The 26,843-nt window shown below is 67.0% G+C and carries 23 protein-coding genes; 7 read left to right on the forward strand and 16 right to left on the reverse strand.

All coding sequences use genetic code 11. The annotated features are described in order from the left end of the window. Positions 1 to 59 precede the first annotated feature (59 nt). The 9 genes from G6P88_RS16320 to G6P88_RS16360 form a co-directional block, all read right to left on the reverse strand. Positions 60 to 1,628, reverse strand: coding sequence for an ATP-binding cassette domain-containing protein (locus tag G6P88_RS16320; protein ID WP_165324119.1), 1,569 nt, complete (start codon positions 1,626 to 1,628; stop codon positions 60 to 62). Next, positions 1,625 to 2,407 (reverse strand): ABC transporter permease, encoded by a 783-nt coding sequence (locus G6P88_RS16325; RefSeq protein ID WP_165324120.1) that lies wholly within the window; start codon positions 2,405 to 2,407, stop codon positions 1,625 to 1,627. The genes G6P88_RS16320 and G6P88_RS16325 overlap by 4 nt, the downstream gene beginning before the upstream one ends. Then, positions 2,407 to 3,327 carry an ABC transporter permease gene (locus G6P88_RS16330; RefSeq protein ID WP_165324121.1) on the reverse strand — a complete coding sequence of 307 codons (921 nt, stop codon included), beginning with the start codon at positions 3,325 to 3,327 and terminating at the stop codon, positions 2,407 to 2,409. Before G6P88_RS16330 ends, G6P88_RS16325 begins: the two co-directional genes overlap by 1 nt. A 76-nt stretch (positions 3,328 to 3,403) precedes the next feature. After that, positions 3,404 to 3,835: a DUF3035 domain-containing protein gene (locus G6P88_RS16335; RefSeq protein WP_165324122.1), complete on the reverse strand. Its 432-nt coding sequence runs from the start codon at positions 3,833 to 3,835 to the stop codon at positions 3,404 to 3,406. Further along, entirely contained in the window at positions 3,825 to 4,346 is a 522-nt protein-coding gene (gene lspA, locus G6P88_RS16340) for a signal peptidase II (protein WP_165324123.1), read from the reverse strand. Before lspA ends, G6P88_RS16335 begins: the two co-directional genes overlap by 11 nt. Continuing rightward, on the reverse strand, positions 4,339 to 7,350 hold the full coding sequence (ileS, locus tag G6P88_RS16345) for an isoleucine--tRNA ligase (RefSeq protein ID WP_165324124.1): 3,012 nt from the start codon (positions 7,348 to 7,350) through the stop codon (positions 4,339 to 4,341). Before ileS ends, lspA begins: the two co-directional genes overlap by 8 nt. A gap of 89 nt (positions 7,351 to 7,439) precedes the next feature. Then, complete coding sequence (locus G6P88_RS16350) at positions 7,440 to 8,381, reverse strand: bifunctional riboflavin kinase/FAD synthetase (protein ID WP_165324125.1); 942 nt, start codon at positions 8,379 to 8,381, stop codon at positions 7,440 to 7,442. Positions 8,382 to 8,416: 35 nt separating this feature from the next. Beyond that, on the reverse strand, positions 8,417 to 8,917 hold the full coding sequence (locus G6P88_RS16355; protein ID WP_206335793.1) for a dihydrofolate reductase: 501 nt from the start codon (positions 8,915 to 8,917) through the stop codon (positions 8,417 to 8,419). 5 nt (positions 8,918 to 8,922) lie between these two features. Then, positions 8,923 to 9,849, reverse strand: a complete 927-nt coding sequence (locus tag G6P88_RS16360) for a thymidylate synthase (protein WP_165324126.1) — start codon at positions 9,847 to 9,849, stop codon at positions 8,923 to 8,925. Between the two features lie 98 nt (positions 9,850 to 9,947). On the opposite strand from G6P88_RS16360, the gene G6P88_RS16365 reads away from it, so the two are divergent. From G6P88_RS16365 to G6P88_RS16375, 3 genes are read left to right on the forward strand one after another with little or no spacing between them, the layout of a single operon-like run. Continuing rightward, positions 9,948 to 10,739 carry an exodeoxyribonuclease III gene (locus G6P88_RS16365; RefSeq protein ID WP_165324127.1) on the forward strand — a complete coding sequence of 264 codons (792 nt, stop codon included), beginning with the start codon at positions 9,948 to 9,950 and terminating at the stop codon, positions 10,737 to 10,739. Then, positions 10,736 to 11,797, forward strand: coding sequence for a GTP cyclohydrolase II (gene ribA, locus G6P88_RS16370; RefSeq protein ID WP_165324128.1), 1,062 nt, complete (start codon positions 10,736 to 10,738; stop codon positions 11,795 to 11,797). The genes G6P88_RS16365 and ribA overlap by 4 nt, the downstream gene beginning before the upstream one ends. Before the next feature lie 13 nt (positions 11,798 to 11,810). Further along, positions 11,811 to 12,317, forward strand: coding sequence for a L,D-transpeptidase family protein (locus G6P88_RS16375; RefSeq protein ID WP_165324129.1), 507 nt, complete (start codon positions 11,811 to 11,813; stop codon positions 12,315 to 12,317). Positions 12,318 to 12,326: 9 nt separating this feature from the next. On the opposite strand, the gene G6P88_RS16380 is transcribed toward G6P88_RS16375, so the two are convergent. From G6P88_RS16380 to G6P88_RS16400, 5 genes are all read right to left on the reverse strand, one after another. Next, entirely contained in the window at positions 12,327 to 12,842 is a 516-nt protein-coding gene (locus G6P88_RS16380; RefSeq protein WP_165324130.1) for a RidA family protein, read from the reverse strand. A 93-nt stretch (positions 12,843 to 12,935) separates the two neighbouring features. After that, complete coding sequence (locus G6P88_RS16385) at positions 12,936 to 13,343, reverse strand: MerR family transcriptional regulator (protein ID WP_165324131.1); 408 nt, start codon at positions 13,341 to 13,343, stop codon at positions 12,936 to 12,938. Between the two features lie 4 nt (positions 13,344 to 13,347). Continuing rightward, the gene (locus G6P88_RS16390) at positions 13,348 to 15,057 is read right to left on the reverse strand and encodes a long-chain-fatty-acid--CoA ligase (protein ID WP_165324132.1); all 1,710 of its coding nucleotides are present in this window, start codon (positions 15,055 to 15,057) and stop codon (positions 13,348 to 13,350) included. Between the two features lie 17 nt (positions 15,058 to 15,074). Beyond that, positions 15,075 to 16,385 carry an OmpP1/FadL family transporter gene (locus tag G6P88_RS16395; protein WP_165324133.1) on the reverse strand — a complete coding sequence of 437 codons (1,311 nt, stop codon included), beginning with the start codon at positions 16,383 to 16,385 and terminating at the stop codon, positions 15,075 to 15,077. Between the two features lie 36 nt (positions 16,386 to 16,421). After that, complete coding sequence (locus G6P88_RS16400; protein WP_165324134.1) at positions 16,422 to 16,826, reverse strand: DUF2147 domain-containing protein; 405 nt, start codon at positions 16,824 to 16,826, stop codon at positions 16,422 to 16,424. A 163-nt stretch (positions 16,827 to 16,989) separates the two neighbouring features. Here G6P88_RS16400 and G6P88_RS16405 point away from each other — a divergent pair, with 163 nt between their 5' ends. The 3 genes from G6P88_RS16405 (at position 16,990) to G6P88_RS16415 (ending at position 22,399) form a co-directional block, all read left to right on the forward strand. Then, positions 16,990 to 18,126, forward strand: a complete 1,137-nt coding sequence (locus G6P88_RS16405; RefSeq protein WP_165324135.1) for a thiolase family protein — start codon at positions 16,990 to 16,992, stop codon at positions 18,124 to 18,126. 2 nt (positions 18,127 to 18,128) lie between these two features. Next, positions 18,129 to 20,450, forward strand: coding sequence for a 3-hydroxyacyl-CoA dehydrogenase/enoyl-CoA hydratase family protein (locus G6P88_RS16410; protein ID WP_165324136.1), 2,322 nt, complete (start codon positions 18,129 to 18,131; stop codon positions 20,448 to 20,450). 158 nt (positions 20,451 to 20,608) lie between these two features. Next, positions 20,609 to 22,399, forward strand: a complete 1,791-nt coding sequence (locus G6P88_RS16415; RefSeq protein ID WP_165324137.1) for an acyl-CoA dehydrogenase C-terminal domain-containing protein — start codon at positions 20,609 to 20,611, stop codon at positions 22,397 to 22,399. A 76-nt stretch (positions 22,400 to 22,475) separates the two neighbouring features. On the opposite strand, the gene G6P88_RS16420 is transcribed toward G6P88_RS16415, so the two are convergent. Next, the gene (locus tag G6P88_RS16420; RefSeq protein WP_165324138.1) at positions 22,476 to 24,173 is read right to left on the reverse strand and encodes a DEAD/DEAH box helicase; all 1,698 of its coding nucleotides are present in this window, start codon (positions 24,171 to 24,173) and stop codon (positions 22,476 to 22,478) included. 310 nt (positions 24,174 to 24,483) lie between these two features. On the opposite strand from G6P88_RS16420, the gene G6P88_RS16425 reads away from it, so the two are divergent. Beyond that, positions 24,484 to 25,644, forward strand: a complete 1,161-nt coding sequence (locus G6P88_RS16425; protein WP_165324139.1) for an acyltransferase family protein — start codon at positions 24,484 to 24,486, stop codon at positions 25,642 to 25,644. Here the strand turns inward: G6P88_RS16425 and G6P88_RS16430 are convergent. Then, complete coding sequence (locus tag G6P88_RS16430; RefSeq protein WP_165324140.1) at positions 25,599 to 26,783, reverse strand: BaiN/RdsA family NAD(P)/FAD-dependent oxidoreductase; 1,185 nt, start codon at positions 26,781 to 26,783, stop codon at positions 25,599 to 25,601. The two genes, G6P88_RS16425 and G6P88_RS16430, sit on opposite strands and share 46 nt — an antisense overlap. Positions 26,784 to 26,843 lie beyond the last annotated feature (60 nt).

The following is a 26,843-nucleotide window of genomic DNA, read 5'->3' on the forward strand; positions in this document are numbered from 1 at the left end:
TGCTTAATATCCGGTCAACCCTGGTCTCACCGGCCATTGCGGAAAACCGAAATCGGCCGTCAGGCGATGCCTGCGTGCGACCGGCTCGCCTCGATCAGCTGGCGTGTGATGTCATGGCGTGGCGCGTCGATCAGCGCCTCCGCGGGGCCTTCCTCGACAATGCGGCCGCGGTCCATCACGACGATGCGATGGCAGAGCCGGCGCGCGACGGGGAGGTCGTGGGTGATCATCAGGATCGCGAGGCCGCGCTCGCGCTGGAGCTGGCCGAGCAGGTCGAGGATGGTGCCGGCGACGAGCACGTCGAGCGCCGACGTCGCCTCGTCGAGGAGCAGCATCGCCGGATCGGGCCCGAGCGCCCGGGCGATCGCCACGCGCTGCGCCTGTCCGCCGGACAGCGCCGTGGGGCGACGCGTGGCGAACTCGGGGGTCAGACCGGTTTCGAGCAGCACGGCACCGACGCGCGCGTCGATCGCGGCGCGGTCCAGATCGGGCCGCAGGCGGGTCAGCGGTTCGGCGACGATATCGCGCACGGTCCAGAGCGGATCGAGGCTGGCGACCGGATCCTGGAACACCGGTTGCAGACCGGCGCGGTCACGGGCGCGCATCGCCTTGCGTTCGGGCAGGGGGGCACCGCGCCAGTGCACCTCGCCGCTGTCGATCGGGCCCAGGCGGGCCACGGCGCGGGCGAAGGTCGACTTGCCAGAGCCGGAGCCGCCGACGATCGCAACCGCTTCGCCCTCCGCGACGTCGATCGAGACGCGGTCGACCGCCTGCAGGCGCCCGCGCGCCCAGCCCGGCTTGCGGAAGGATACCGAAACGTCGCGCGCTTCGAGCAGCGGCGCACCGACCGGACCGAGCGCCGGTGCCGGCTGGTCGAGGCGGGGGCTCGCGGCGACGAGGGCGCGGGCATAGCCGGTCGTCGGCGCATCGACGACCGCGCGCGTCGGTCCGCTCTCGACGATGCGGCCATTCTCCATCACCGCCACAGCGTCGGCATGGTCCGAGACCGCCGCCAGATCATGGCTGACCAGCAGCAGAGCCATGCCTTCCTCACGGCAGAGGCGGCTGAGCAGCGCCATGATCTCGGCGCGCAGGATCGCGTCCAGCGCGGTCGTCGGCTCGTCGGCCACGAGCAGCTTGGGGCGGTGCGCGATCGCCATCGCGATCAGCGCGCGCTGTCGCTGACCGCCCGACAGGCGGTGCGGATATTGGTCGAGCCGTTCGCCCGGCCGGTCGAGACCGACGCGTTCGAGTGCTGCCTCCATCTCTGCCCGTGTCGGCGGCGGAGCGCCTGCCTGCGCCCAGGCCTCGCGCAGTTGCGCGCCGATCGTCATATGCGGGGTCAGCGCGGTCAGCGGTTGTTGGAACACGAAGCCGACCTGCTGGCCGCGCACCTGTCGCAGCCGGGGCTCCGGCAGGCCGACCAGCTCTTCGCCGGCCAGTTGGAAGGATCCGGAAGCGATGCCCACGGAAAGGCCGAAGGGTGCGAGGCAGGTCTGGCTCTTGCCCGATCCCGAAGCGCCGACGAGGGCGAGGCTGCGGCCGGCTTCCAGCGTGAAGTCGAGGCCGTGCACGACGGGCCGGCCGGCGATGCCGACCGACAGGTCGCGGGCGACGAGCAGGCTCATCCGACGAACCGGTCGCGCAGCCGCTCGCCGATGCGCGTCAGGCAGAGCAGCAGGGCGACGAGCACTATGGCGGGAACCAGCATCGCATGGGGCGCGATGTCCATGTCGTCGACCCCGTCCTTGAGCAATATGCCGAGCGACGTCATCGGCTCCTGTACGCCGAGGCCCAGGAAGGAGAGGAAGCTCTCGATCATCACGACCTGCGGGATGGTGAGCAGCAGATAGGCGATGGCGACCCCGGCGATGTTAGGCAGCATGTGGCGCAGGACGATCGCCACGGGCGGGGTGCCCGCTGCCTCGGCGGCGATCACGAAGGGGCGTTCGCGCAAAGCGAGCATCTGTCCGCGCACGACGCGCGCCATGGTCAGCCACTCGACCGCACCGATGCCGAGGAAGACGAGCAGGATCGACCGACCGAACAGCACCATCAGCAGGATCACGACGAACATGAAGGGCAGCGCATAGAGCGCGTCGACGATCCGCATCATCGCCTCGTCGACCCGGCCGCCCTTCCAGCCGGCGATGGCGCCCCAGCCCACACCGATGACGAGTGAAACCAAAGCAGCGGCCAGCGCGACACCCAGCGTCACCCGCGTGCCGATCAGCGTCCGGGCCAGCAGGTCGCGCCCGACGCTGTCGGTGCCGAGCAGGTGGCCGGGGGACAGGGGGGCAGCGCGGACTGCGTCCCAGTCGATGACGTCATAGCGCCAGTCGATCAGCCAGGGGCCTATCAGGGCCGCGAGCAGGATAAGCGCGAGGATTGCGAGCGGCGCGCGCATCAGCCGCGCGTCCGGGGATCGAGCCAGCCATAAGCGAGATCGGCCAGCAGGTTGAACAGGATGATCAGGCCCGCATAGAGGGTGACCACGCCCATCACGAGCGGATAGTCGCGGTTGAGCGCGCCCTGCACGAAGTAGCGGCCGAGACCCGGCAGCGCGAAGACCGTCTCGATGACGACCGCGCCGGTCAGCAGGCCCGCCGCCGCCGGGCCGAGATAGGAGGCGACCGGCACCAGCGCGGGGCGAAGCGCATGGACGAGCAGGATGCGCTGCCAGCCGAGACCCCGCGCGCGGGCCATGCGGACATGGTCCTGCGCCAGCACCTGGGCGAGGCCGGCGCGCGCCAGCTTGGCGATCGCGCCCGCCGTCGGCAGCGCGAGTGCCACGACGGGGAGGACGAGATGCGGGACGTCCCCGTCGCCCCAGCCCGAGACCGGCAACCAACCTGCCCACAGGCCGAGCAGAAGGACGAGCAGGGGGCCGACCACGAAAGCGGGAAGTGCGGTGAGCAGCGTCGCGATGAGCATCAGGCTCCGGTCGGTCCGGCTCCCCGGCCGGATCGCGGCCGCCATTCCCATCAACAGGCCCAGGAAAAGCGCGAGGATCAGGGCGAGCCCGCCCAAGGTCAGGGAAACCGGCAATCCGCGCGCGATCAGGTCGGTGACGGTGAAGTCGCGATAGACAAGCGAGGGGCCGAAATCGCCGTGGAGCAGCCGCCAGACATAGGTGCCGACCTGAACGTGGAGCGGCTCGTTCAGGCCATAGGCGGTCATCAGCGCCTCGCGCGTCTGCGGATCGAGCGGGCGTTCGCCGTCGAACGGACCGCCGGGCGCGAGGCGCATCAGCAGGAAGGACAGGATGATCACGGCGGCGAGCGTCGGCAGCGCCGTCAGCAGCCGTCGCCGGATCAGGTCTAGCATTGAGATATCGCCGTCGCGGCGGCTGATCGCCCGGCTTGCGCCGGGCTAAATCGCGTCAGGCGGGGCGCCCCGGCGGTCAGTTGCCGAGCGAGACGCTGGCCGTGTCGTTGGTCGTCGCGGCCGCAGCGAGGATGGTGCGCGTGGTGTTGCCCTTGTCGACCGTCGACTGGCTGATCTCACCGACCGACGACCGGATGCCGGGCTCGGGCACGGTCTTGGTCAGGCCGATGATGTCCTTCTCGGTCTGGCTCTTCGGTGCCTGGGTGTTGCCGAACAGCGCCGACAGCGCCTGCTGGCTCGAATCGGCTTCCTGCGGGCGCGAGGCGCCCGGCTTCGGCGGGACCAGCGCGAAATCGGGCGGAATGGTGAGCGGCGCGCGCTTCGACACCGCGAAGGCGTCGAGATTGGACGAGCGGCCGGCCATGACGCCGGGGCGGTCTCCACGGCTGCACGCCGCGAGCAGGGTCATCGCGACCAGTGCCGAACCCAGAAGCAACTTAGACCGCATCGATATTCTCCGAACCGTCCCGGGACTCACGCGCGAAGAGAGCGCGGGCGACCAGGATCACTACACCAATGGTAATCGCGGCGTCCGCGACATTGAAGACCAAAAAGGGATGCCAGTCGCCGATATGCGGATCGAGGAAGTCGGCAACATAGCCGAGCCGTGTCCGATCCGCGATATTCCCCACCGCGCCGCCGAGGACGAGGCCCAGCGCCGCGACGTCGATCCGCGCCGTCTCCCGCCACAGCCAGACGATCACGCCGATCGCGATGGCCGAGGTGAGGCCGACCAATATCCAGCGCTCGGCGTTCGATCCGGCCACCAGAAAGCCCATCGAGATGCCGTAATTCTCGACCCAGCGCAGGTCGAAGAAGGGCATGATCGGGATCAGCCCGCGCTGTGGCAGGGCGAGCGGACCCATGATCAGCCATTTGCTGACCTGGTCGGCGACGAGGACGAGGGCGGCGACGATCAGCCCGAAGGCGCGATGGGGCCGCCCCTGTACGTTAGCCATGGACCACCGACTCGCACCGGTCGCACAGCGCGCCTTCGGTCGTCACCTCGGGCAAATGCCGCCAGCAGCGGCCGCACTTCTCGGCCTCGGTCTTGGCGACCTCGAAGGCGATCGGATCCGATCCGCCAGCCAGCTCGGCTGCGGCCGGGTCGCCGTCGACGACCTCGATCTTGGCGACGATGGCAATCTCGGTGAAGTCGACCGAACGGAGCAGGGCGGCTTCGGCGGGATCGTAGCTGATCGCCGTCACGTCGACCTCGAGGCTCGACCCGATCACCTTCTCGCGGCGCAGCGGCTCGATCTGGCCGGTCAGCTTCAGGCGGTAGCGGCGCAGCAGTTCCCAGCGCATGCGCAGGTCCTCGTCGCGCCAGCCGGCCTCGACCTCGGGCCAGGTGAGCAGGTGGACCGAACCGCGCTCGGGATAGCGCGTCGTCCACACTTCCTCGGCGGTGAAGCAGAGGATCGGCGCCGCATAGCGGACCAGCGCGTGGAACAGGATGTCGAGGACGGTGCGATAGGACCGACGCTTCAGGTCCGACGGCGCGTCGCAGTAGAGCGAGTCCTTGCGGATGTCGAAGAAGAAGGCCGATAGGTCGTTGTTCGCGAAGTCGCTCAGCGCGCGGGCATAGCGGTTGAACTCGAACGCGGCGGTCGCCTCGCGCAGCTCGGCGTCGAGCGACGCGAGCAGGTTGAGGATATAGCGCTCCAGCTCGGGCATGTCCGCCGGGGCGACGCGCTCGGCCTCGTCGAAGCCGTCGAGCGCGCCGAGCAGATAGCGGAAGGTGTTGCGCAGCTTGCGATAGGCGTCCGAGGTGCCGGCGAGGATCTCCTTGCCGATGCGGACGTCCTCGAAATAATCGGTCGAGGCGACCCACAGGCGCAGGATGTCGGCGCCGCTCTCGTTGATGATCTTGAGCGGATCGACGACATTGCCGACGCTCTTCGACATCTTGCGGCCCTGCCCGTCGAGCGCGAAGCCGTGAGTCAGCACCGCGTCATAGGGCGCCCGGTCGCGCGTACCGCAGCTTTCGAGCAGCGACGACTGGAACCAGCCGCGATGCTGGTCCGAGCCTTCGAGATAGAGGTTGGCGCGGGTGCCGGCGCCATAGCGCGCCTCGACCGTGAAGACATGGGTGCAGCCCGAATCGAACCAGACATCGAGGATGTCGTTGACCGGCTCATAATCGGCTGCGTCGTAGTCGGCGCCGAGCAGCTGCTGGTGATCGGCGGTGAACCAGGCATCGGCACCGCCGGCCTCGAAAGCCTCGATGATGCGGCCGTTGACCGCCGGGTCGCGCAGATAGTCACCGCTCTTGCGGTCGACATAGAGCGCGATCGGCACGCCCCAGGCGCGCTGGCGGCTGATCACCCAGTCGGGGCGGCCCGCGACCATCGCATGGATGCGGTTGCGCGCCTTCTCGGGCACCCAGCGCGTCCGCTCGATCGCATCGAGCGCGGTCTCGCGGAGCGTGGCGCCGTTCGTCTTGCTAAGCCCCTCCCCTTCAGGGGAGGGGTTGGGGTGGGGACTACTCTCCCCACCAACGCCAGACTCTGCGAGACCCTGAGGCCCCACCCCAGACCCCTCCCCTGAAGGGGAGGGGCTAACGGCCCGATCCATCGGGATGAACCATTGCGGGGTGCATCGGAAGATCACCTTGGCCTTGGAGCGCCAGCTGTGCGGATAGCTGTGCTTGAAGTCCGCGCTCGCCGCGAGCAGTGCGCCCGCTTCGCGCAGGTCGGTGCAGATCGGGCCGTCGGGTGCGGTAAACTTGGCGTTGATCACCGAACCCTGTCCGCCGAGCCACGCCCAGTCGGCGCGGTACTTGCCATCGCCCTCGACCGCGAACACCGGCTCAATGCCATGCGCCTTGCACAGGAAGAAGTCGTCCTCGCCATGGTCCGGCGCCATGTGGACGAGGCCGGTGCCCGCATCGGTGGTGACGAATTCGCCCGGCAGGAGCGGACGCGGCCTGGCGAAGAAACCGCCGAGCTCGTGCATCGGGTGGCGGGCGATGGTGCCGGCGAGCTGGGAGCCTTTGAAGCGCTGGATCACGTATCCGGGCGCCATGCCATGCTGCGTGCGCGCTCTGAAGCTGTCCAGCAGAGCTTCGGCAACGATAAACCGATAGTTACCCATTAGCGGCGTTGCTTCGCCGGGTTGCACAACTTGGGCGAATGTCTTGGTAGATTCGACCAAGACGTAGTCCACCTCCGGGCCATAGGCCAAAGCTTGGTTGACTGGGATAGTCCAAGGTGTGGTTGTCCAGATGACCGCGTAGACTTTTTCACCTGCGTCGATCGATGCTTGGATGTCAGGCGCATTAGGCGCCTCGACGATCTCGAACGCCACGTCGATCTGGGTCGAAACGATGTCCTCATATTCGACTTCGGCGTCGGCCAGCGCGGTCTTTTCGACCGGGGACCACATCACCGGCTTGGCGCCGCGATAGAGCTGGCCGCTCTCGGCGAACTTGAGCAGTTCGCCGACGATCGCCGCTTCGGCGTCGTACTTCATCGTCAGATAGGGATCATCCCAGTCGCCGTCGACGCCCAGCCGCTTGAACTGCTCGCGCTGCACCGACACCCATTTCTCGGCATAGGCGCGGCATTCGGCGCGGAACTGGACCGGGTCGACCTCGTCCTTGTTCAGCTTCTTCGCGCGATAGGCCTCCTCGACCTTCCACTCGATCGGCAGGCCGTGGCAATCCCAGCCGGGGACATAGGGCGCATCCTTGCCGAGCAAGGACTGGCTGCGGACGATGATGTCCTTCAGCACCTTGTTCATCGCATGGCCCATGTGGATGTCGCCATTGGCGTAGGGCGGGCCGTCGTGGAGGATGAAGCGCTCGCTGCCCGCGCGCGCCTTGCGCAGCGTCCCGTACAGGTCCTCCGCCGCCCAGCGGGCGAGGATCGCCGGTTCCTTCTGGGCGAGGCCGGCCTTCATCGGGAAGTCGGTCTTCGGCAGGAAGACGGTGTTGCGATAGTCGGGTGCTGCGTCGGTCATTCGAAGATCTGTTCCACAGGCCGCCGGTCAGGCGCGGCGCCGAGACGGTCTCGGCGGCGTCGGACAGGTTCGGGCTTTGCCGGCAGGCCCTACGCGACCGGGCTGGACGCGGCAAGTATCCGCTTGGCTTCGGCGCAGTCGCGATCCATCTGCTCGGTCAGCGTCTCGAGGCTGTCGAACTTCGCTTCGGGCCGGATATAGGCGATCAGCTCGATCTCGATCGCCTGATCATAGAGGCTTTCGGCGAAGTCGAAGAAGAAGACCTCGAGCAGTTCCTTGGGCGGGTCGAAGGTGGGGCGGATGCCGACATTGGCGGCGCCGTCGATCACACGTCCATCGGGCAGGCGGCCGCGCACCGCATAGATGCCGTAGCGCGGGCGCAGATAGCGATCGAGCGCGATGTTCGCGGTCGGATAGCCGATCGTGCGGCCGACCTTGTCGCCATGCTGGACGGTGCCGGCAATGCGGAAGGGGCGGGTCAGCAGGCGCGCGGCCTCCTGCGGATCACCCTCGGTCAGCGCGGCGCGGATGCGGCTCGACGAGATCGGGCCCTTGTCGTCGCTGACCGGGCCGATCGCAGCGGTGGTCATGCCGTGGCGCGCGCCGATTTCGGCCAGGATCGCGACATTGCCCGACCGACCCTTGCCGAAGGTGAAATCCTCGCCGGTCACGACATGCGCCGCGCCCGCGCGCTCGATCAGCAAATCGGCGACGAACTGTTCGGGCGTGAGACTGGCGAGCGCTCCGTCGAAACGGAACACGAGCATCGCGTCGGCGCCGGCCTCGGCGAACAGCCCCGCGCGCTGGTCGAGCGTGGTCAGCCGGAAGGGCGGGGCATCGGGGCGGAAGAAGCGGACCGGGTGCGGATCGAAGCTGGCGACGAGCACCGGACGCCCGGTCGCGCGGCCATGCGCGATCGCTGCGCCGACGACCGCCTGATGCCCCCGGTGGAAGCCGTCGAAATTGCCCAGGGCCACCACGCCCCCGCGCAGATGCGCAGGCACGGGGCGATCGCATGTCAGTCGCTCCATGCGCCGCCTATAGAAAGGGGCGGAGGCCCGCGCAATCAGCGCCTGACCAACGTCACGAAAGTGTAGGCCGGGCGCCCATCCTCGGCGGGATGCGCCTCGCGCGCGACTTCGGTCCAGATGGCCGGGTCGAAGGGCGGGACGACCGTATCGCCCTCGGGCTCCAGCTCGACCTCGGTCAGTTCGATGCGGTCGGCATGGTCGAGCGTCAGCGCATAGATTTCGGCGCCACCGACGACCGACAGGCGCGGGGCGTTGCCGGCGGCGGCGATTGCCTCGTCGACGCTGTGGACGGTCTCGGCCCCTTCCGCTTGCCAGGCGGGGTCGCGCGTCAGGACGATGTGGCGCCGACCGGGCAGCAGGCCGGGCAGGCTCTCGAAGGTCTTGCGCCCCATCAGCATCGGCGCGCCCTGCGTCAGCGCCTTGAAGCGGCGCAGATCGGCCGGCAGCCGCCACGGCAGATCGCCGTCACGCCCGATCACGCCGTTGCGCGCCCTGGCGAGGACGAAGACGATCTCCGGCCGGCTCACCGCGCTCATCTCGCTCAAACCGCCACCGGCGCGGCGATGTGCGGGTGCGGGTCATAGCCCTCGATCACGAAGTCCTCGAGCGCATAGTCGAACATGCTTGTGGGTTTGCGCACCAGCTTCAGCGTCGGGAAGGCGCGCGGTTCGCGCGACAGCTGTTCTTCGACCAGATGGCCATGGTTCGAATAGACATGGGTGTCGGCCCCCATCCACACGATCTCGCCCGGCTCCAGATCGGCCTGCTGCGCCAGCATCCGCACCAGCAGCGCGGCTTCGAAGATGTTGAACGGAAAACCGAGGCCGAGGTCGCAGGAGCGCTGGTAGAGGATGCCCGATAGCCGCCCGTTCGCGACATGATATTGATAGGTCATGTGGCAGGGCGGCAGCGCCATGCCCGGCAGTTCGGGCACGTTCCAGCCGGTGAAAATCAGCCGCCGGGAGCCGGGATTGGTCCGCAGCGCCTCGACCAGTTCGGCGATCTGGTTGATGCCCTGCCCCTCGCGGCGGTAGAGCCCGTCGCCGGCGGGGGTGTAGCGCGGCCAGTCGACCCATTGCTTGCCATAGACCGGCCCAAGGTCGCCCCACTGCTCCGCGAAGGCGGGGTCGTCGATGATGCGCTGCTCGAACGTATCGCGGTCGATCGTCTCGCCGGTGGCGCGGCGATATTTATCGAGCGGCCAGTCGGTCCAGATGTGCACCTTCTGCTGCACCAGCGGGCGGATGTTGGTTTCGCCCGACAGGAACCACAGCAGCTCCTTGACCGCCGATTTCCAGAAGATCTTCTTGGTGGTGATCAGCGGGACCGTGCCGTCCGACAGGTCGAAGCGCATCGTGACGCCGAACAAGGCACGGGTGCCGACCCCCGTGCGGTCGGTGCGCTCGTCGCCGTCGGTCCAGGCGCGGCGCATGGCGGCGAGATATTGTCGTTCGGGATGGTCGGTCATGGGAAGGGCGTAGCCGCTTACGCCCCCGCCTTTCAAGGGAGCGGGGATGTCGATGGGGCACTGGCATTCGGATCGCCCGCTCGCTACATCGCTCCGATATGGCCAAGCTCAAGATCGCTTCCTGGAACATCAACTCGGTCCGCGCGCGCATCGACATCGTGCGGCAGTTCCTCGAGGAGCAGCAGATCGACATCTTGTGCCTGCAAGAGACGAAGGTCCGCGACGACGTCTTCCCATTCGAGATGTTCCGCAAGCTCGGCTATGCCCATTTCGAGATCAACGGCCAGCCGATGCACCATGGCGTGGCGATCATCTCCAAAGTGCCGCTGCACGACAATGGCCGTCACGACTGGCAGGACAATGGCGAGGCGCGTCACATCGGCGTACGGCTCGACTGCGGCATCCGGCTGGAGAATGTCTACATACCGGCGGGCGGCGACGTTCCCGACCGTGAGGTCAATCCCAAGTTCGGCCAGAAGCTCGACTTTCTGGGGCGCATGATCCGCTGGTCCGAGGAGCTGCGCGAGCCGACCCTGCTGGTCGGCGACTTCAACATCGCCCCGCTCGAATGCGACGTGTGGAGCCATAAGCAGCTGCTCGACGTGGTCAGCCATACGCCGATCGAGGTCGAGACGCTGGCGCGCCTGCAGGCCAGTCATGACTGGGTCGATCTCGGCCGAACCTTCATCCCGCCGCCCGAGCGGCTCTACACCTGGTGGAGCTACCGCGCGCAGGACTGGGCCGCGTCCGATCGCGGACGGCGCCTCGACCATATGTGGGCGAGCCCGTCTGTCGCGAAGCAGGCGACCAACCATTATGTGTGCGAACCCTGCCGGTCGTGGCTGCGCCCGTCCGATCACATCCCTCTGGTGACCGAGTTCGAATTTTGACCGCTGCAAGAGATGCTGCCCGCGCGATCGACGCGCTGAAGCGGGGCTGGCCGGTTGCGGTCAGCGCTGATGACGGGCGCGTCGTCGTGCTCGCGATCGAGACCGCGAACGATGTTTCGCTTGCCGCCTTCGATGGCGGGCAGCCTGCGGACGTGCTGCTGTCCGCTGCGCGCGCTGCGACACTCAACCTCGCCAACCAGCGCGATGCTGCGAGCCCGGCTTGTCCGGCGATGATCGAGCGGGTGCCGTGGATCGACCTGCCCACCGCCATCGCGCTCGCCGATCCGGTGCGCGACATGGCGACGCCGCTGAAAGGGCCGTTCCGCGCCAAGGGCGTTACCGCGGCCGCAGCCTGCGCCGCAGCACTTCGCCTTGCGCGCCTCGCCGGTCTGTTGCCGGCGCTGTTCGTCCGCCTGGACGGCGCGGTCGAGGCCGAGCTCGAGGCTGCGTCGCTCGACGACTATGAAGATCCGGCGCATCTGGTGATCGCCTCGCAGGCACGCCTGCCGGTCACGGTGAGCGAGCGGGCCGAGATCGTCGCCTTCCGCCATGTCGCCGACGCGGCCGAGCATGTCGCGCTGATCATCGGCACGCCCGATGGCACGCCGCCGCTCGTCCGCCTGCACAGCGAATGCCTGACAGGCGACGTGCTGGGTTCGCTCAAATGCGACTGCGGACCGCAGCTCAACGGCGCGTTGAAGGCGATGACGCAGGCGAGCTGGGGCATCCTGCTGTACCTGCGGCAGGAAGGCCGCGGCATCGGTTTGATCAACAAGCTGCGCGCCTATGCGCTGCAAGATCAGGGATTCGACACGGTCGACGCCAATCTGCGGCTGGGCTTCGGCGTCGACGAGCGCGATTTCCGCGTCGCGGCACGAATGCTCTCGCTGCTGGGGCAGCTGAAGGTGCGGCTGCTGACCAACAACCCGCAGAAGGTCGCCGGGCTGGAAGCGGCGGGCATCGCCGTCGCCGAACGCGTGCCCCACAAGATGGGCGAGAATCCGCACAACAGCGCCTATTTGGCGACCAAGCGCGACCGGACCGGTCACGTCCTGTGAGCGATAGCCGGCCGTGACCGACATCCGGGTGGACGTCGACGCGCTGACGCTGACGGGCCCGGACGGCGTGGCCGTTCCCTGTGCGATCGGGCGATCAGGCGCCTGCCCCGCCGATGAGAAGCGCGAGGGCGACGGGAAGACACCGCTCGGCCGCTGGCCGATCCGGACGATCCTGTTCCGCAAAGGCGCGGCGGTACCGCCACCCGGCTTGCGCCTGCCCTGGCGCTGGATCGGCCCCGACGATGGCTGGTCCGACGGCGTCGACGATCCCGAATATAACCGGCCCGTCCGCCACCCGCACGCGCACTCGGCCGAGCGGCTGGTGCGCGACGACGGCGCCTATGACGTCATCGTCGTCCTGGGCCACAATGATTCGCCGCCGGTACCGGGCAGCGGCAGCGCGATCTTCCTCCATTGCAGCGAAGGCCGTCCGACCGCCGGTTGCGTCGCGGTCGAAAAGCCGGCGCTGCTCGCACTGTTGCCGCTGCTGGCGCCGGGGGACGCGGTCGAGATCCTCTGACCGCCGACGTCAGCGCTTGGCGGGGCGGACCGCCGTCACTTCGAGCTCGACCAGGAACTGTGGCGCAACGAGGTTCGCCACCTGGAAGGTCGAACGGGCGACGGTGTCGGGATTGTCGGCCGATCCGAAAAACTCCCGGAAGCCCGCGTTGAAGCCGGCGAAGTCGATCTTGCCGAGCTTGGGATCGGCGGCGAGGAAGGCCTGCATCTTCACCACGTCGCGGATCGAATAACCCTTCGATTCGAGCAGCGCCTTGATCTTGCGCAGCGTGCTGACGGTCTGCGTGCGGGTGTCGCCGAAATCCTCGACCGTCTCCTTGCGCGCCGGGTCGATCGGGTCGGCGAGCTGGCCGGAGAGGTAGAAGGTCTCATAGCCGCCAGGGATGATCACGCCCTTCAGGATCAGGCCGGGTTTCCCGTCGGGGCCGGGGCTGGCGATCCGCTCGATCGGGGCGGGTGACTGCGCCACGGCGGGCGTGGCCGATGCGGTAAGAACGACAAAAGCAACGGTAAGGGCGCGGTGCATGGTGAAACCTCGATGCGGTTGGCGTCGAGTTCGGAGGTTAGGGACCGGGAAGGTGAGCGCAAGCCAATTGAGCCTGCGCCGCAAGAAGCCGGGTCAGCGCGCTGCGGCGATCCTGGCTTGGCACTGCCCGACGATATCGCGGAGCTCGCCGAGCGTCTGGTCGAGTGCCTCGCGCTGCGCCTCCAGGGCGCCGACGCGCTCGTTCACGCGGGCGAGCAGGCGCTTCGTCTGTTCGAGATGCAGCGGATCGGCGTCGTAGAGATCGAGGAACTCCTTGATCTCCCGCAGCGAAAAGCCGAGCCGCTTGCCGCGCAGTATCAGCTGGAGTCGGGCCACCTCGCGCCGCGAATAGACCCGCATCGTGCCGACGCGTTGCGGGTCGAGCAGACCCTTGTCCTCGTAGAAGCGGATTGCGCGGGTCGTCATGCCCAGTTCGTCGGCGACGTCCTGGATGGTCTGGAGCGCGTCGCGCTCGCCTTTTGCCGTCACCCCCTGATCCATGCCCCTAGCCCGCTGCCTTCTTCGCTTCTTCGGCCACCAGTTCCTTCTTGGACAGTTTGCCGATCAACGTCTTGGGCAGGCTCTGGCGGATTTCGATCTCGCGGGGAAGCTCGATTTTGGACAGGCGGGTCTTCAGGAATTCGGCGATCTCGGCGGTCGATGCCGACTGGCCGGGGCGCAGCACGACGAAGGCCTTTGGCGCCTGCCCGCGATAGTCGTCCTTCACCCCGATCACCACCGCCTCCAGGATCGCGGGATGCTCGTACAGCGCCTCTTCGATGACGCGCGGATAGACATTGTAGCCCCCGCAGATGATCACGTCCTTGATCCGGTCGACCAGGAACAGATAGCCGTCCTCGTCCAGATAGCCGACGTCGCCGGTCCGGATCGCACCGTCGACGAAGACCTTCTCGGTCTCCTCCGGCTTGTTCCAATAGCCCTTCATCACCTGCGGTCCGCGCGCGCAGACCTCGCCACGCTCGCCTTGCGGCATGATCCTGTGCGGATCGTCGAGGCTGCGGATCTCCAGCGTGGTGCCGGGGAAGGGCGGGCCCGCGCTGTTGTCCTTCACGACGCCGGTGATGGGGTTGCAGGTGAGGATGGGCGACGTCTCGGACAGGCCATAGCCCTCGACGACACGCGCGCCGGTGACGCGCTCGAACTCCTGCCGCACGTCGAACGGCAGCGGAGCGCCCCCCGACACGACGAAGTCGAGATCGTCGAAGTGGACATCCTGCGACGCTGCGGCCTTGTTGAGCGCGGTCAGCATCGTCGGCACAGCCAGAAGCTTGGTCGGCCGGGTGCGCTTGACGGTCTTCAGGAACTGCTTGAGCTCGAAGCGCGGCAGCAGGATCATCTCGGCGGCGGTGTCGACGCTGAAGTTCAGGACCGTGGTCAGCGCGAAGACGTGGAACATCGGCAGCACGCCCATGATCCGGTCGTTTGCCTCTGCGCCATGGCCGACGTGAAGCGTCATCTGGTGGCTGTTCGCGGTCAGATTGGCGTGGGTCAGCATCGCGCCCTTGGGCACGCCGGTGGTGCCGCCGGTATATTGCAGCACGGCCACGTCGTCGGGCGTGACCGCGACGGGCTTGAACGATGCGGGATTCGCCCTAGTCAGGTCGCCGAACGCCATGTGCCGCGCGTCCGCCGGCCAGCGGGCGATCTCCGAGCGCTTGAACAGGCGATAGAGCAGCGACGTGAAGGTCGGGAGGATGTCCGCCAGCGGGCAGACGATGATCTTCTCCAGCCCGCTTTCTTCCGCCACCGCCGCGACCTTGGCGTGGATCGACGCCACGTCGATGACCGCCATGACCGTCGTGCCCGAGTCGCGAATCTGGTGGCGCAACTCATGCTCGACATAGAGCGGGTTGAAATTGACGATGGTCGCGCCGCAGCGGAGCGCCGCGAAATAGAGGATCACGAAATAGGGGGTGTTCGGCAGACACAGTCCGAAGCGGACATCGGGGCCTACGCCCATCGCCTGGAGCCCGGCGGCGGCGCGGTCCACGAGAGCGCCGATCTCGGCATAGGTCCAACGCCGACCGAGAAAATCGATCGCGCGCCGTTCACCATGGTCGCGAACCGCGCTGTCGATCAGGTCGGTCAGCAGCCGAGGCGGAATCGGCGGAGACGCTGGCACGCCTCCGCCGTCCGGAAGTGCGGCACCGCGACCGGAGGGAAGTGGGTCAGTCACGGTGTCGCGGGAAGTCATCTCGAAAGGTCTCCTGATCAGAAGGTCATGCGTCCGCCGACGGCGAGGATGATCGCACTCGCGCCGGTCAGGCTTCCATTCGGACGGACGATCGTCTGCGCGGGGGTGCCGACATAGAAGCCGCCGAGCCGGTCGATCGACGAGTTCTTGAAGTCGACATAGTTGGCGGCCGCATCGAGCGTGATCGACTCGGTGATCGCATAGGAGGTACCCACCGCGAAGTTGATGCGGCTGGCGTCCGGCACGCGGGCGTCACGCGATCCGTTGCGCGTCGGGGTCTGGTCCCACTGCACGCCGCCGCGCATCGTCCACTGCGGAGTCACAGCATAGTCGACGCCACCGGCGACGCTCCAGCTGTTCTTGTAGTTCTGGTCGAGCGCAGCGTTCACCGGCGCGCCGAGATCGATCGCATCGAACTTGTTCCAGCCGGCACGGACGACCTGGCCGTTCAGCGTCAGCGCTTCGCTGACATGGACGCGGGCGCTGGCGATGGCCTGCCAGGGGGTGCGGAACGTCGCGGTGATGCCTTCGATGCGGCCGTTCTGGCCGGCGAGGGGACCGAGCAGGCCGGCGGTGGTGATGCTGCCCTTCAGCTTGTGCTTCACCGACGACTTGTACGAGAAGCCGAGGTCGATCAGCGGGCTCGGGTGCAACTGGACACCAGCCGACCAGCCGAAATCCCAGCCGTCGCCGCGCAGCGTCTGGTGTCCGTCGGGCAGAGCCGGGGACAGGTTCGGCAGGAAGTTCGACAGCGACGCCTTGCTATATTCGACGTTCAGGCCGACGCCGATGCCGATGATCGGCGAGGGCGCATAGGCGATCGTCGGCTGGATATCGATCGTCGTCAGCTTGGTCTTGTCGGCAGTGTAGCGCGCCCAGCTGGTATTCTCGTAATTGGTCGCGAAGCTGTAGGGGGCGGCGACGGAGACGCCGATCGACCATTTGTCGTTCAGCTTGTAGCCAATCGCACCCGACGGCAGGAAGCCCTTGTTCAGCGGATCCTTGGAAACCTGATTGCCGGTGATGCCGGCGGGGGCCTGACCGGGGCGGATGATCACCGAGCTGTTGTTGCGAACCTTGCCCTTCGGAAGAATGGCGCTGAAGCCGCCATAGAGGGTGTTGGTTTCGTTGCCGGCGATCGCGGCCGGGTTCCACCAGAGATTCTGTGCGCCCTGGTCTGCGGCTTCGCCCGAAAAGGCGCGGCCTGCTGCGACAACCGACTGCTCCTGCAGATAGAAGGCCGAGGCGTTGGCCGTACCCGCTGCGAGCAGCGCGGCAGCGGTGGATGCGCCTGCCAATGCTGCGCGGCGGATGGTGCTGTGGGACATGAAAGATTCCTCTCTAAAACGGTACAGGCGCGCGGATCAGCGCACGCGGGTCCAGGTCTGGTTCTTGCAGAGCGGCACGAAGATGCAGCCCCGGAGCTTCAGGGTGTTGGCGTCGATGGGTGTGATGCGGGCGGAATAGGTCTTGCCGTCTTCACCATTGTAGATGGTGCCGCCGTCCCAGAGACCGTCCTTGTAGGAAAAGCCGCTCAGCATCTGCATCCCCTTGATCGGACGATTGCGGAGCTTCGGATCCTTGTTGTTGACGTCCATGAGATTCGGATTGGTCGCGAGACCGTCAGACGTGACGATCTTGCCGCAGATAGAAGGGCCGCAGCGGGCGATTTCGATAATGCCGCCACGGGTCTCGGTTCGCCAGCGGCCGACGACCACGTCGGGGTTGCCGACGGCTGCGGCGGCCAGGGCCATTAAGGTGATGCTCATGCGCTTTCGTCATCCTCCTGACGCCTGATGCTGCGATCAGGTCGTTCCCTATGGTGCAGCATGGATTGCACAAAAAAGGATTGACGTATAGGGGAGACTTCATACCTTTAAGAGAAATCATCCGCGGCTGTTGTAAAAATGCCGCGCCTAGGGAGATGGTTCCATGCCGACTGCCGTCATCGCGGGCTATGCGCGCTCGCCTTTCCACCTTGCTAACAAGGGCGACCTCGCCCGCGTCCGTCCCGACGATCTCGCCGCCCAGGTGATTCGCGGACTGATCGCGAAAACCGGGGTGAAGCCCGAGGATATCGAGGACATCGTGCTCGGTTGCGCTTTCCCGGAGGCCGAGCAGGGCCTCAATGTTGCGCGTCTGATCGGGCTGTTGGCCGATCTGCCGCTCAAGGTCGGCGGGATGACGGTCAACCGCTTCTGCGGTTCGTCTATGAGCTCGATCCATATCGCTGCAGGCCAGATCGCGATCGGTGCGGGCGACGTCTTCGTCTGCGCGGGCGTCGAGAGCATGAGCCGCGTGCCGATGATGGGCTATAATCCGATGCCTAGCCCCGATCTCGCGAAGAAACGCCCCGGCGCCTATATGTCGATGGGCGAAACCGCCGAGAATGTCGCGACCCAATATCAGGTCTCGCGGCAGGCGCAGGAAGAGTTTGCGGTCCAGAGCCAGAAGAAGGCCGCCGCCGCCCGCGAGGCGGGTCGCCTGACCGACGAGATCGTGCCGATCAAGACCAAGAAGGGCGTCGTCGACACCGACGGCACCATCCGTCCCGAGACCACCGCCGAGGCGCTGGCAGGCCTGAAGCCGGCGTTTGACGCCAATGGCTCGGTCACCGCAGGAACCTCCTCGCCTTTGACCGACGGTGCGTCCGCCGTGCTCGTCACCAGCGAGGATTATGCCCGGGCCAACGGCCTCACCATCCTTGCGCGCATCAAGAGCGTCGCCGTGTCGGGCTGCGAGCCCGAGATCATGGGCATCGGTCCTGTCTCGGCCTCGCGCAAGGCGCTTGAGCGCGCTGCCCTTACCGCTGCCGATATGGACGTTGTCGAACTGAACGAGGCTTTCGCCAGCCAGGCGCTGGCGTGCAGCAATGAGCTTGGGGTCAAGCCCGAAGCGGTCAACATCGACGGCGGCGCGATCGCGCTCGGCCATCCGCTTGGCGCCACCGGTGCGCGCATCGTCGGCAAGGCTGCGGCACTGCTGAAGCGCGAGGGCGGCAAATATGCGCTCGCCACCCAGTGCATCGGCGGCGGGCAGGGCATCGCCACCGTGCTGGAAGCGATCTGACCATGGGCGCGGACAGCAGCAATCCGATCCGCAAGGTGTGCGTGATCGGCGCAGGCACCATGGGTGCCGGCATCGCAGCGCAGGTCGCAAATGCGGGCGTTCCCGTGCTGCTCCTGGACATTCTTCCCAAGGATGGCAGCAACCGGAACGCCATAGCCGAGGGTGCGGTCGCGCGCATGCTCAAGACCGATCCGGCGCCGTTCATGTCGAAGGCGGCGGCGAAGCTGGTCGAGACGGGCAATATCGAGGACGATCTCGCCAAGGTCGCCGAGTGCGACTGGGTGGTCGAAGCGATCATCGAGCGGCTCGACCTGAAGCAGGCGCTCTATGCGAAGCTCGAAGCGGTGCGGAAGCCCGGCACGGCGGTGTCGTCCAACACCTCGACGATCCCGCTGGAGAAGCTCACCGAGGGCCGGACCGATGCCTTCGCGGCGGATTTCCTGATCACCCATTTCTTCAACCCGCCGCGCTACATGCGTCTGGTCGAAGTGGTGACCGGGCCGCGCACCGACGCGACGACGGCTGGCCGGGTCAGCGACTTCATCGACCGCATGCTCGGCAAGCGGGTCGTGCCCGCGCATGATCGCCCCGGTTTCATCGCGAACCGGATCGGCAGCTACTGGTTGCAGGTCGCCTATAATGCGACGGTCGACCTGGGGCTGACGATCGAGGAGGCCGACGCGATCGGCGGGCGTCCGATGGGCGTTCCCAAGACCGGCATCTTCGGCCTGCTCGACCTGGTCGGCATCGACCTGATGCCGCTGTTGCTCAAGAGCTTCACCTCGACGCTGCCCGAAGGCGACCCCTATCTCGCGACGGTTCGGCCGCTGACGCTGGTCGAGAAGATGATCGCTGAGGGCTATACCGGTCGCAAGGGGAAGGGCGGCTTCTATCGCCTCAACCGCGAGGGGGGGAAGCGCAAGGAGGCGATCGACCTCGCGACTGGCGACTATCGCCCCGCGATCAAGGCCGAGGTTCCTCGCGCCAAGCTGCCCCAGCTGGTGGCGCTGCCGGGCAAGACCGGCGCCTTTGCCTGGACCGTGCTGAGCCAGGTTCTGGGCTATGCCGCCAGCCTCGTCGGCGAGATCGCCGACGACATCGTCGCGATCGATGATGCGATGAAGCTGGGCTACAACTGGAAATACGGCCCGTTCGAGCTGATCGACCAGCTCGGCGCGGCGGCCTTCGCCAAGCGGCTTGCGGAAGAAGGCAAGCCGGTCCCCGCGATCCTCGCGACCGCCGGTGATCGCAGCTTCTACCGGGTCGAGGGCGGCAAGCGCCAATATCTCGGCACCGACGGGGCCTATCATGACGTCGTCCGGCCGGATGGCGTGCTGCTGCTCGAGGATGTGAAGCTGGCCGCCAAGCCGATCCTGAAAAATGGCTCGGCGGCGGTCTGGGATATCGGCGACGGCGTCGCCTGCTTCGAATTCACCTCGAAGATGAACGCGCTCGACGGCGAGACGCTCAAGCTGCTCGGTCAAGCGGTCGAGCATGTCGCGAAGAGCATGAAGGCGCTTGTCGTCTATAATGAAGGCGGCAATTTCTCCGCCGGCGCCAATCTCGGTCTCGCGCTCTTCGCGGTGAACATCGCCGCCTGGGGCGAGATCGAGAAACTCGTGAGCGGCGGGCAGCAGGCTTACAAGGCGCTCAAATATGCGCCCTTCCCGGTGGTGTCTGCGCCGGCCGGCCTTGCGCTCGGCGGCGGGTGCGAGATCCTGCTCCATTCGGACGCGATCCAGGCGCATGCCGAAAGCTATATCGGCCTCGTCGAATGCGGCGTCGGCCTCGTCCCCGGCTGGGGCGGCTGCGGTGAATATATCGACCGCTGGCAGAAGTCCGGATTGCTGCCCAAGGGCCCGATGCCGGCGGTCGCCAAGGCGTTCGAGACCATCTCGACCGCGACCGTCGCCAAGTCGGCCGCCGAGGCGAGGGAACTGCAGTTCCTGCGCAAGCACGATGGGATCACGATGAACCGCGATCGGCTTCTGGCGGATGCCAAGGCGCGCGCCCTGGCAATGGTCGACGGCTATCAGCCGCCGAAGCCGCCGGAGTTCCGCCTGCCGGGCGCCAGCGGGCGTGTCGCACTGGGCATGGCTGCAGAGGGCTTCCACAAGCGCGGCATGGCGACCGACTATGATATGGTCGTGTCCAACGCCCTCGCGACGGTGCTGACCGGTGGCGAGGCTGACCTCGTCGATGTGGTGACCGAGGAGCAGATGCTGGCACTCGAGAAGCACGCGTTCATGAAGCGGGTGCGCGATCCGCGCACCATGGCGCGGGTCGAGTCGATGCTCGAAACCGGCAAGCCGCTGCGGAACTAAGATGATGCGCGACGCCCCCATTCCTCCCCGGAGCGGGGAGGGGAACCCCCGCAGGCGGGGGCGGGGCATGCGCGACGTTGGGATTTCCCCTCCGCCATGCTGCGCATGGTCCCCCTCCCCGTTCCGGGGAGGAGTTGTAGGAATTGAGGAGCAAGACGATGCAAGTCTATGAGGCCCCGCTGCGCGATATGCGCTTCCTGATCCACGAACTGTTCGCCAAGGATGAATATGGCGCGCTGCCGGCCCATGCCGAGTTCACGCCCGATCTGGTCGATGCCGTGCTCGAGGAAGCGGCGCGGCTCGCGAAGGACGTGCTGCTGCCGCTGAACGCCAGCGGCGACGAGGAGGGCTGCCTCTGGGATAATGGCGTCGTCCGCACGCCGAAGGGTTTCAAGGAAGCCTATGACCAGTTCCGCGACGGCGGCTGGTGCGCGCTCGCCTCCGACCCGAAATGGGGCGGCCAAGGGTTGCCGGAGACGGTCAACAAGGCGGTCGAGGAGATGATCAGCTCGGCCAATATCTCCTTCGGCCTTTATCCGGGCCTGACCCATGGTGCGGCCTCGGCGATCATCGGCCATGCGTCGGAGGATCTGCAGCAGCGCTATCTGCCCAACATGGTCGCCGGCGTCTGGTCCGGCACGATGTGCCTGACCGAGCCGCATTGCGGAACCGACCTCGGCATGCTGCGCACCAAGGCGGTGCCGCAGGACGACGGCAGCTATCTGATCACGGGCAACAAGATCTTCATTTCGGCGGGCGATCACGACCTGACCGAGAATGTGATCCATCTCGTCCTCGCCCGCTTGCCCGATGCGCCGAAGGGCGTGAAGGGTATCAGCCTGTTCCTCGTGCCGAAATTCCTGCCCAAGGAAGACGGCACCGTCGGTCCGCGCAACGGTGTCCAGTGCACGGGCATCGAGCACAAGATGGGGCTCAAGGCCTCGGCGACCTGCCAGATGAGCTTCGACGATGCGAAGGGCTGGCTGGTCGGCGAGCCGCATAAGGGCCTCGCGGCGATGTTCACGATGATGAACACCGAACGCGTCTCGGTCGGCACGCAGGGCCTGGGTGTCGGTACCGCCGCCTATCAGAGCGCGGTCGCCTATGCGAAGGACCGTGTCCAGGGGCGGTCGTTGTCGGGCACCAAGCGTCCCGACCTTTCCGCCGATCCGATCATCGTCCACCCCGATGTCCGCCGCATGCTGATGACCATGCGCGCCTACACCGAGGGCTGCCGCGCGCTGCAGATGTGGGTCGCGCGGGCGCTCGACGCCGAACGCCATTCGCCCGATCCCGAGCTACGCCAGCGCGCCGAGGACATGACCGCCCTGATGACTCCGGTCGTCAAGGCGCTGCTCACCGACCTCGGCCACGAAGCGTCGCAGATCGCAATCCAGGTCTATGGCGGCCACGGCTACATCCGCGAGCATGGCGTCGAGCAATATGCGCGCGATGCCCGCATCACGATGATCTACGAAGGCACCAACGGCATCCAGGCACTCGATCTCGTCGGTCGCAAGATGCCGACGCACGCCGGGCGATATCTGCGCTCCTTCTTTCATCCGGTGTCGGAGTTCATCGAGAAGAACAAGGCCGTGCCGGGCATGGAGAAGATGGTCGACGCGCTGGAGAAATCCTTCGGCGCGCTCCAGCTGGCCACAGCCACGATCGCGCAGAAGGGCATGGCCGACCCCGAAGAGGCGGGTGCCGCCGCGACGGATTATCTGCGTCTGCTCGGCCTGGTCGCGATCGCCTATCTTTTCGCGCGCTCGGCCAAGCTGGCCGGCATGAAGAAGATGATGGGGCAGGATCCCGACGGCTTCTATGCCGCCAAGATCACCACCGTGCGCTTCTTCTACGAACGCATCCTGCCGCAGGTGGCGGGCCTGCTGACCGCGATCAAGGCAGGCAAGCGCTCGACGATGGAGCTTCCCGAAGAGGCCTTCTGATCGAGCGTCCCGGCCTGCTGCCGAACGTCAAAGGGGCGCCTCGCGGCGCCCCTTTTTGTGTCTGTTCGATAATGCGTCAGCGGCGCGGCGGACCGCGGCGGGGGCCCGGGCGACCCTGGGGCGGTCCGTTGGGGCGCCGGGCGTCGCGCGGCGGGCCGCGACGATCGGACGGCGGCGGCGGCATGTCGCCCGCGGGCTCGATCACGACGCTCTCGTCCTCGCTTGCGGTGCGCTTGACCGCCGACATGAACTTGGAGACCAGCGCCTTCGGAATCTCGAACCGGGTTTCGTTCGGGAAGATGCGGATCGCGCCGACGTCGCGCTTGGTGATGTGCCCGCGACGGCAGATGAGCGGCAGGAGCCAACGCGGATCGGCGCTGCTGTTGCGGCCGGCGTTGATCCGGAACCAGCTGACGTCCTCGAAACCTGGGCGCGGACCCTGGTCGCGCGTGGCCTGCGGCGCGGGGCTGGCGTCGGCCAGCTCCTCCGGCGAAGGCAGGCTCTGCCGCTGGGCGCGCACGAAGGCTGCGGCGATGTCCTCGGCCGAACGCGATTCGAGCAGCTTGCGGGCCACTTCGCGGTCCTCGTCGGATATTTCGATCGCCGCGAGGCTCTCGATCAGCCGTTCGTCGTCGCGCGCATGGATGTCCTCGGCGCTCGGCACCTTGTCCCAATTCACCTGGACGTTGGCGCCGCGCAGCAGGCGCTCGGCGTGGCGGCGGCGGGTATAGGGTACGACCAGCACGCAGGTGCCCTTGCGCCCGGCGCGGCCGGTGCGGCCCGAACGGTGCTGCAGCGTCTCGGCGTCGATCGGCAGCTCGGCATGGATCACCAGTTCCAGACCGGGAAGGTCGATGCCGCGCGCAGCGACGTCGGTCGCGACGCAGACCCGGGCGCGACGATCGCGCAGCGCCTGCAGCGCATGGTTGCGCTCGTTCTGGCTCAGTTCGCCCGAGAGGGTGACGGCCGCGAAACCGCGCTCGGTCAGTGCGGCCGAGAGCCGGCGGACATTTTCGCGCGTCGCGCAGAAGATCATCGCGCCCTTGGCTTCATGGAAACGCAGGATGTTGACCACGGCATGCTCGATGTCGCCGGGGGCGACGGCGACCGCGCGATAGTCGATGTCGGCGTGACGCTCGCGCTCGCCGGTCGTTTCGATCCGCAGAGCGTCGCGCTGGTAGCGCCGCGCCATCACTGCGATCGGCTTGGGCATGGTGGCGGAGAAGAGCAGCGTGCGGCGCTCCGGCGGCGTCATGTCGAGGATTTCCTCGAGGTCCTCGCGGAAGCCGAGGTCGAGCATCTCGTCGGCCTCGTCGAGGATCACCGCGCGCAGCGATCCGGGCTGCAGCGCACCGCGCTCGAGATGGTCGCGCAGGCGGCCCGGTGTGCCGACGACGATGTGGCAGCCATAGCTGAGCTGGCGCTGTTCGACGCGGACGTTCATACCGCCGACGCAGCTGACGACACGGGCGCCCAGCTTGGCGTAGAGCCACTGCAGTTCGCGCTCCACCTGGAGGGCGAGCTCGCGGGTCGGCGCGATGATCAGGGCCAGGGGTTCGCCGGGACGCGGCAGGGTGGCCTGGCCCTTGAGCAGGGTCTCGGCGATGGCGAGGCCATAGGCGACGGTCTTGCCCGAGCCGGTCTGGGCGGAAACGAGAAGGTCGCGATCATTGGCTTCGGCGGCGATGACCTGGGCCTGGACGGGAGTCGGCGCGGTGTAGCCACGCTCTTCAATGGCCTCGGCAACGGGCCGCGGCAGGGTCGAAAAAGGCATGTTGTATCCGATATGTCTTGGTCGCACCGATTTTGCGCGGCGGAACTTCGCCGTCCCTATAGTCCGAGAGGTGCCGCAAGGCCAGCGGGGATAAGTACGGCAATGTCGCCGCCCCCGTGGACGGCCCTTTTTCCCGGATATGGGAAGCTTGCCCGCAGCTCATTCGTACAGGCCGGCATGCGCCATGGCCAGGAGGACGCGAATGCCGGATCGACAGCCGGATGAGACTGCGAAGCGCGCCGTCCCGCCGCCGGGGCGGCTCGTCGACGCGTGCAGCCCGAGTTCAGCTATCGGCGCGTTGCATGTTCGGATGAACGGCGAACATACCTCTCGCAGGCCGAGCATCGGCACGCAGAAAGAGCCGGGACTGCCCCTGTCCCAGGCGATCGGCGTGGCACGGCTCATTTGTATTCTGGGCATCGTCTACGTCCACGCCTGGACCGGCATCGGCGGGGAACAGATGTCGCGTCTTGCCGAATCGGCGCAGGGCATAACGCGCTGGTCGGTCGTTGAACTGTTCGGGCGGGCGTCGGTGCCGTTGCTGACCATGATCTCCGGCTGGTTGGTCGCGGCATCGATCGGGCGGCGTGGGACGCCATCTTTCGTCGCGGGCAAGGCGCGGGCTGTCCTCGCGCCGATGCTGTTGTGGAATGCGATCGGGATCGTCGTGGTGATGAGCGCGTCACGCGCGGGATGGGTTGTCGGACCGGTCCGCGGTGACTTCATGTTCTTCGCGAACAACCTTTTAAGTGTGACCCGTGGCGCGGACATCAACGTCCAGATGACGTTCCTGCGCGACCTGTTCCTGTGCATGCTGGCTGCGCCTTTGCTCGTCAGGCTTTCCAGCCGCTGGCTCATCCTGCTTATCGCGGCAACGACGCTATGGGTGATCGTCGGCTGGCAGCTTTACCTGCTGCTACGCCCTTCGATCCTGATCTTCTTCATCGCCGGACTGCTTGCCCGCCGCCATCATCTCGCGGAGGCCGCCGCCCGGCTTGCGCCATGGCAGGCGGCCTTGCCCTTCCTGTTGATCGGCCCCCTGAAGATCGGCTTGTCGGTCGCGATGGACGGACGGGGCGGCCTCGACCTCCATGTGCTGGCAGCGGTCGATCTGGTCACGCGCGCGGCGGTTGCGCTGCTCGTCTGGCGGCTCGCCATAGGGCTGGCCCGGCGGCCGCTCGGAGAGCAGCTACTCGGGCTCGAGCGCTACGCCTTTTTCCTGTTCTGCTCGCATCTGCTGTTCATGTGGCTGGTGGCGCCGCAGCTGGGCCAGATCACGGGTCCGATGGGACATCCGGCTTGGCTGGGCCTGTTTCTCGTCATGCCGCCGCTGGCGCTCGTCTTCGCGATCGTCCTTGCGAAAGCGGTGGAAACGCTATCGCCGACGGCTGCCGACCTGCTGAGCGGCGGTCGGCTGGGGCGCGATCAGATCGCCAGTCCGGCAGCACGTCCGCTTGCCCAGGCCCACTGAAAATTATAGCCGCCCAGCCATCCGGTCACGTCGACCGCTTCGCCGATGAAATGCAGGCCGGCTACCGTCTTGGCCATCAGCGTGCGTTGATCGAGGCCATTGGTGGACACGCCGCCGATCGTCACTTCCGCCTTCGCGAAACCTTCCGAACCATTGGGGGTAAAGGGCCAGCCGTTGAGGGTGCGGCCCGCCTCGACCAGCTGCTGGTCACGCTGCCCATGAAGGGCGCCGGTGAGGCCCAGCCTGTCGGCCAGAGCATCGGCGAGCCGGTCCGGCAGCTTCTCGCGCAGCAAGGTGCGAGGCTCGGCTTTAGGCCGGGCACGCTTGCCCTCGGTTAGCAGAAGCGCGGCGTCGCAGTCGGGCAGCAGGTCGAGCCGGATCGTGTCGCCGTGGCGCCAATAGCTGCTGATCTGCAGGATGGCCGGGCCGGAGAGCCCCCTGTGCGTGAAAAGCGATGCTTCGCGAAAGGCGGTCTTGCCCAGGCGGGCGACGCTGTCGACCGCGACGCCGGACAGGCTTTCGAACAGCCTGTCCGAAGCGCCGAGCGTGAGAGGCACGAGTGCAGGGCGCGGCTCGACCACCTTCAGGCCGAACCGCCGTGCGACGTCATAGGCGAAACCCGTCGCGCCCATCTTCGGGATCGAGGGCCCGCCTGTCGCTATCACAAGTGCGCTGGTCTGATGCAGCCCGCCCGACGTGTCCACCGAGAAGCGGCCGTCGCCATGCGCGATCGAGCGCACCAGCGTCGACAGGCGAATCTCGACGCCGCCGCGGGCGCACTCCTCCTCCAGCATCGCGACGATCTGCCGCGCCGACCCGTCGCAGAACAGCTGTCCCAGCGCCTTCTCGTGCCAGGCGATGCCATGGGCATCGACCATCGCGATGAAATCCGACGGGCGGTAGCGCGATAGCGCCGAGCGGGCGAAATGGGGATTGGCGGACAGGAAGCGGTCGTGCCGGTCTGCCTCCAAATTGGTGAAGTTGCAGCGTCCGCCGCCCGAGATCAGGATTTTTGCGCCCACGCGATCGAGATGGTCGAGCAGCAGGACCCGCTTTCCGCGCTGCCCCGCTGTCAGCGCACACATCAGGCCGGCGGCACCCGCGCCGATGATGATCATGTCGTAATTCAGGTCTAGCATCGGCTGCTTTCGGTCCGCCTGTGCCCGAAGACGGGGGGCAGGGCGGCGCTGGGGCTTATG

Source organism: Rhizorhabdus phycosphaerae (assembly GCF_011044255.1).
In the GTDB taxonomy this organism is placed as follows: Bacteria; Pseudomonadota; Alphaproteobacteria; order Sphingomonadales; family Sphingomonadaceae; genus Rhizorhabdus; species Rhizorhabdus phycosphaerae.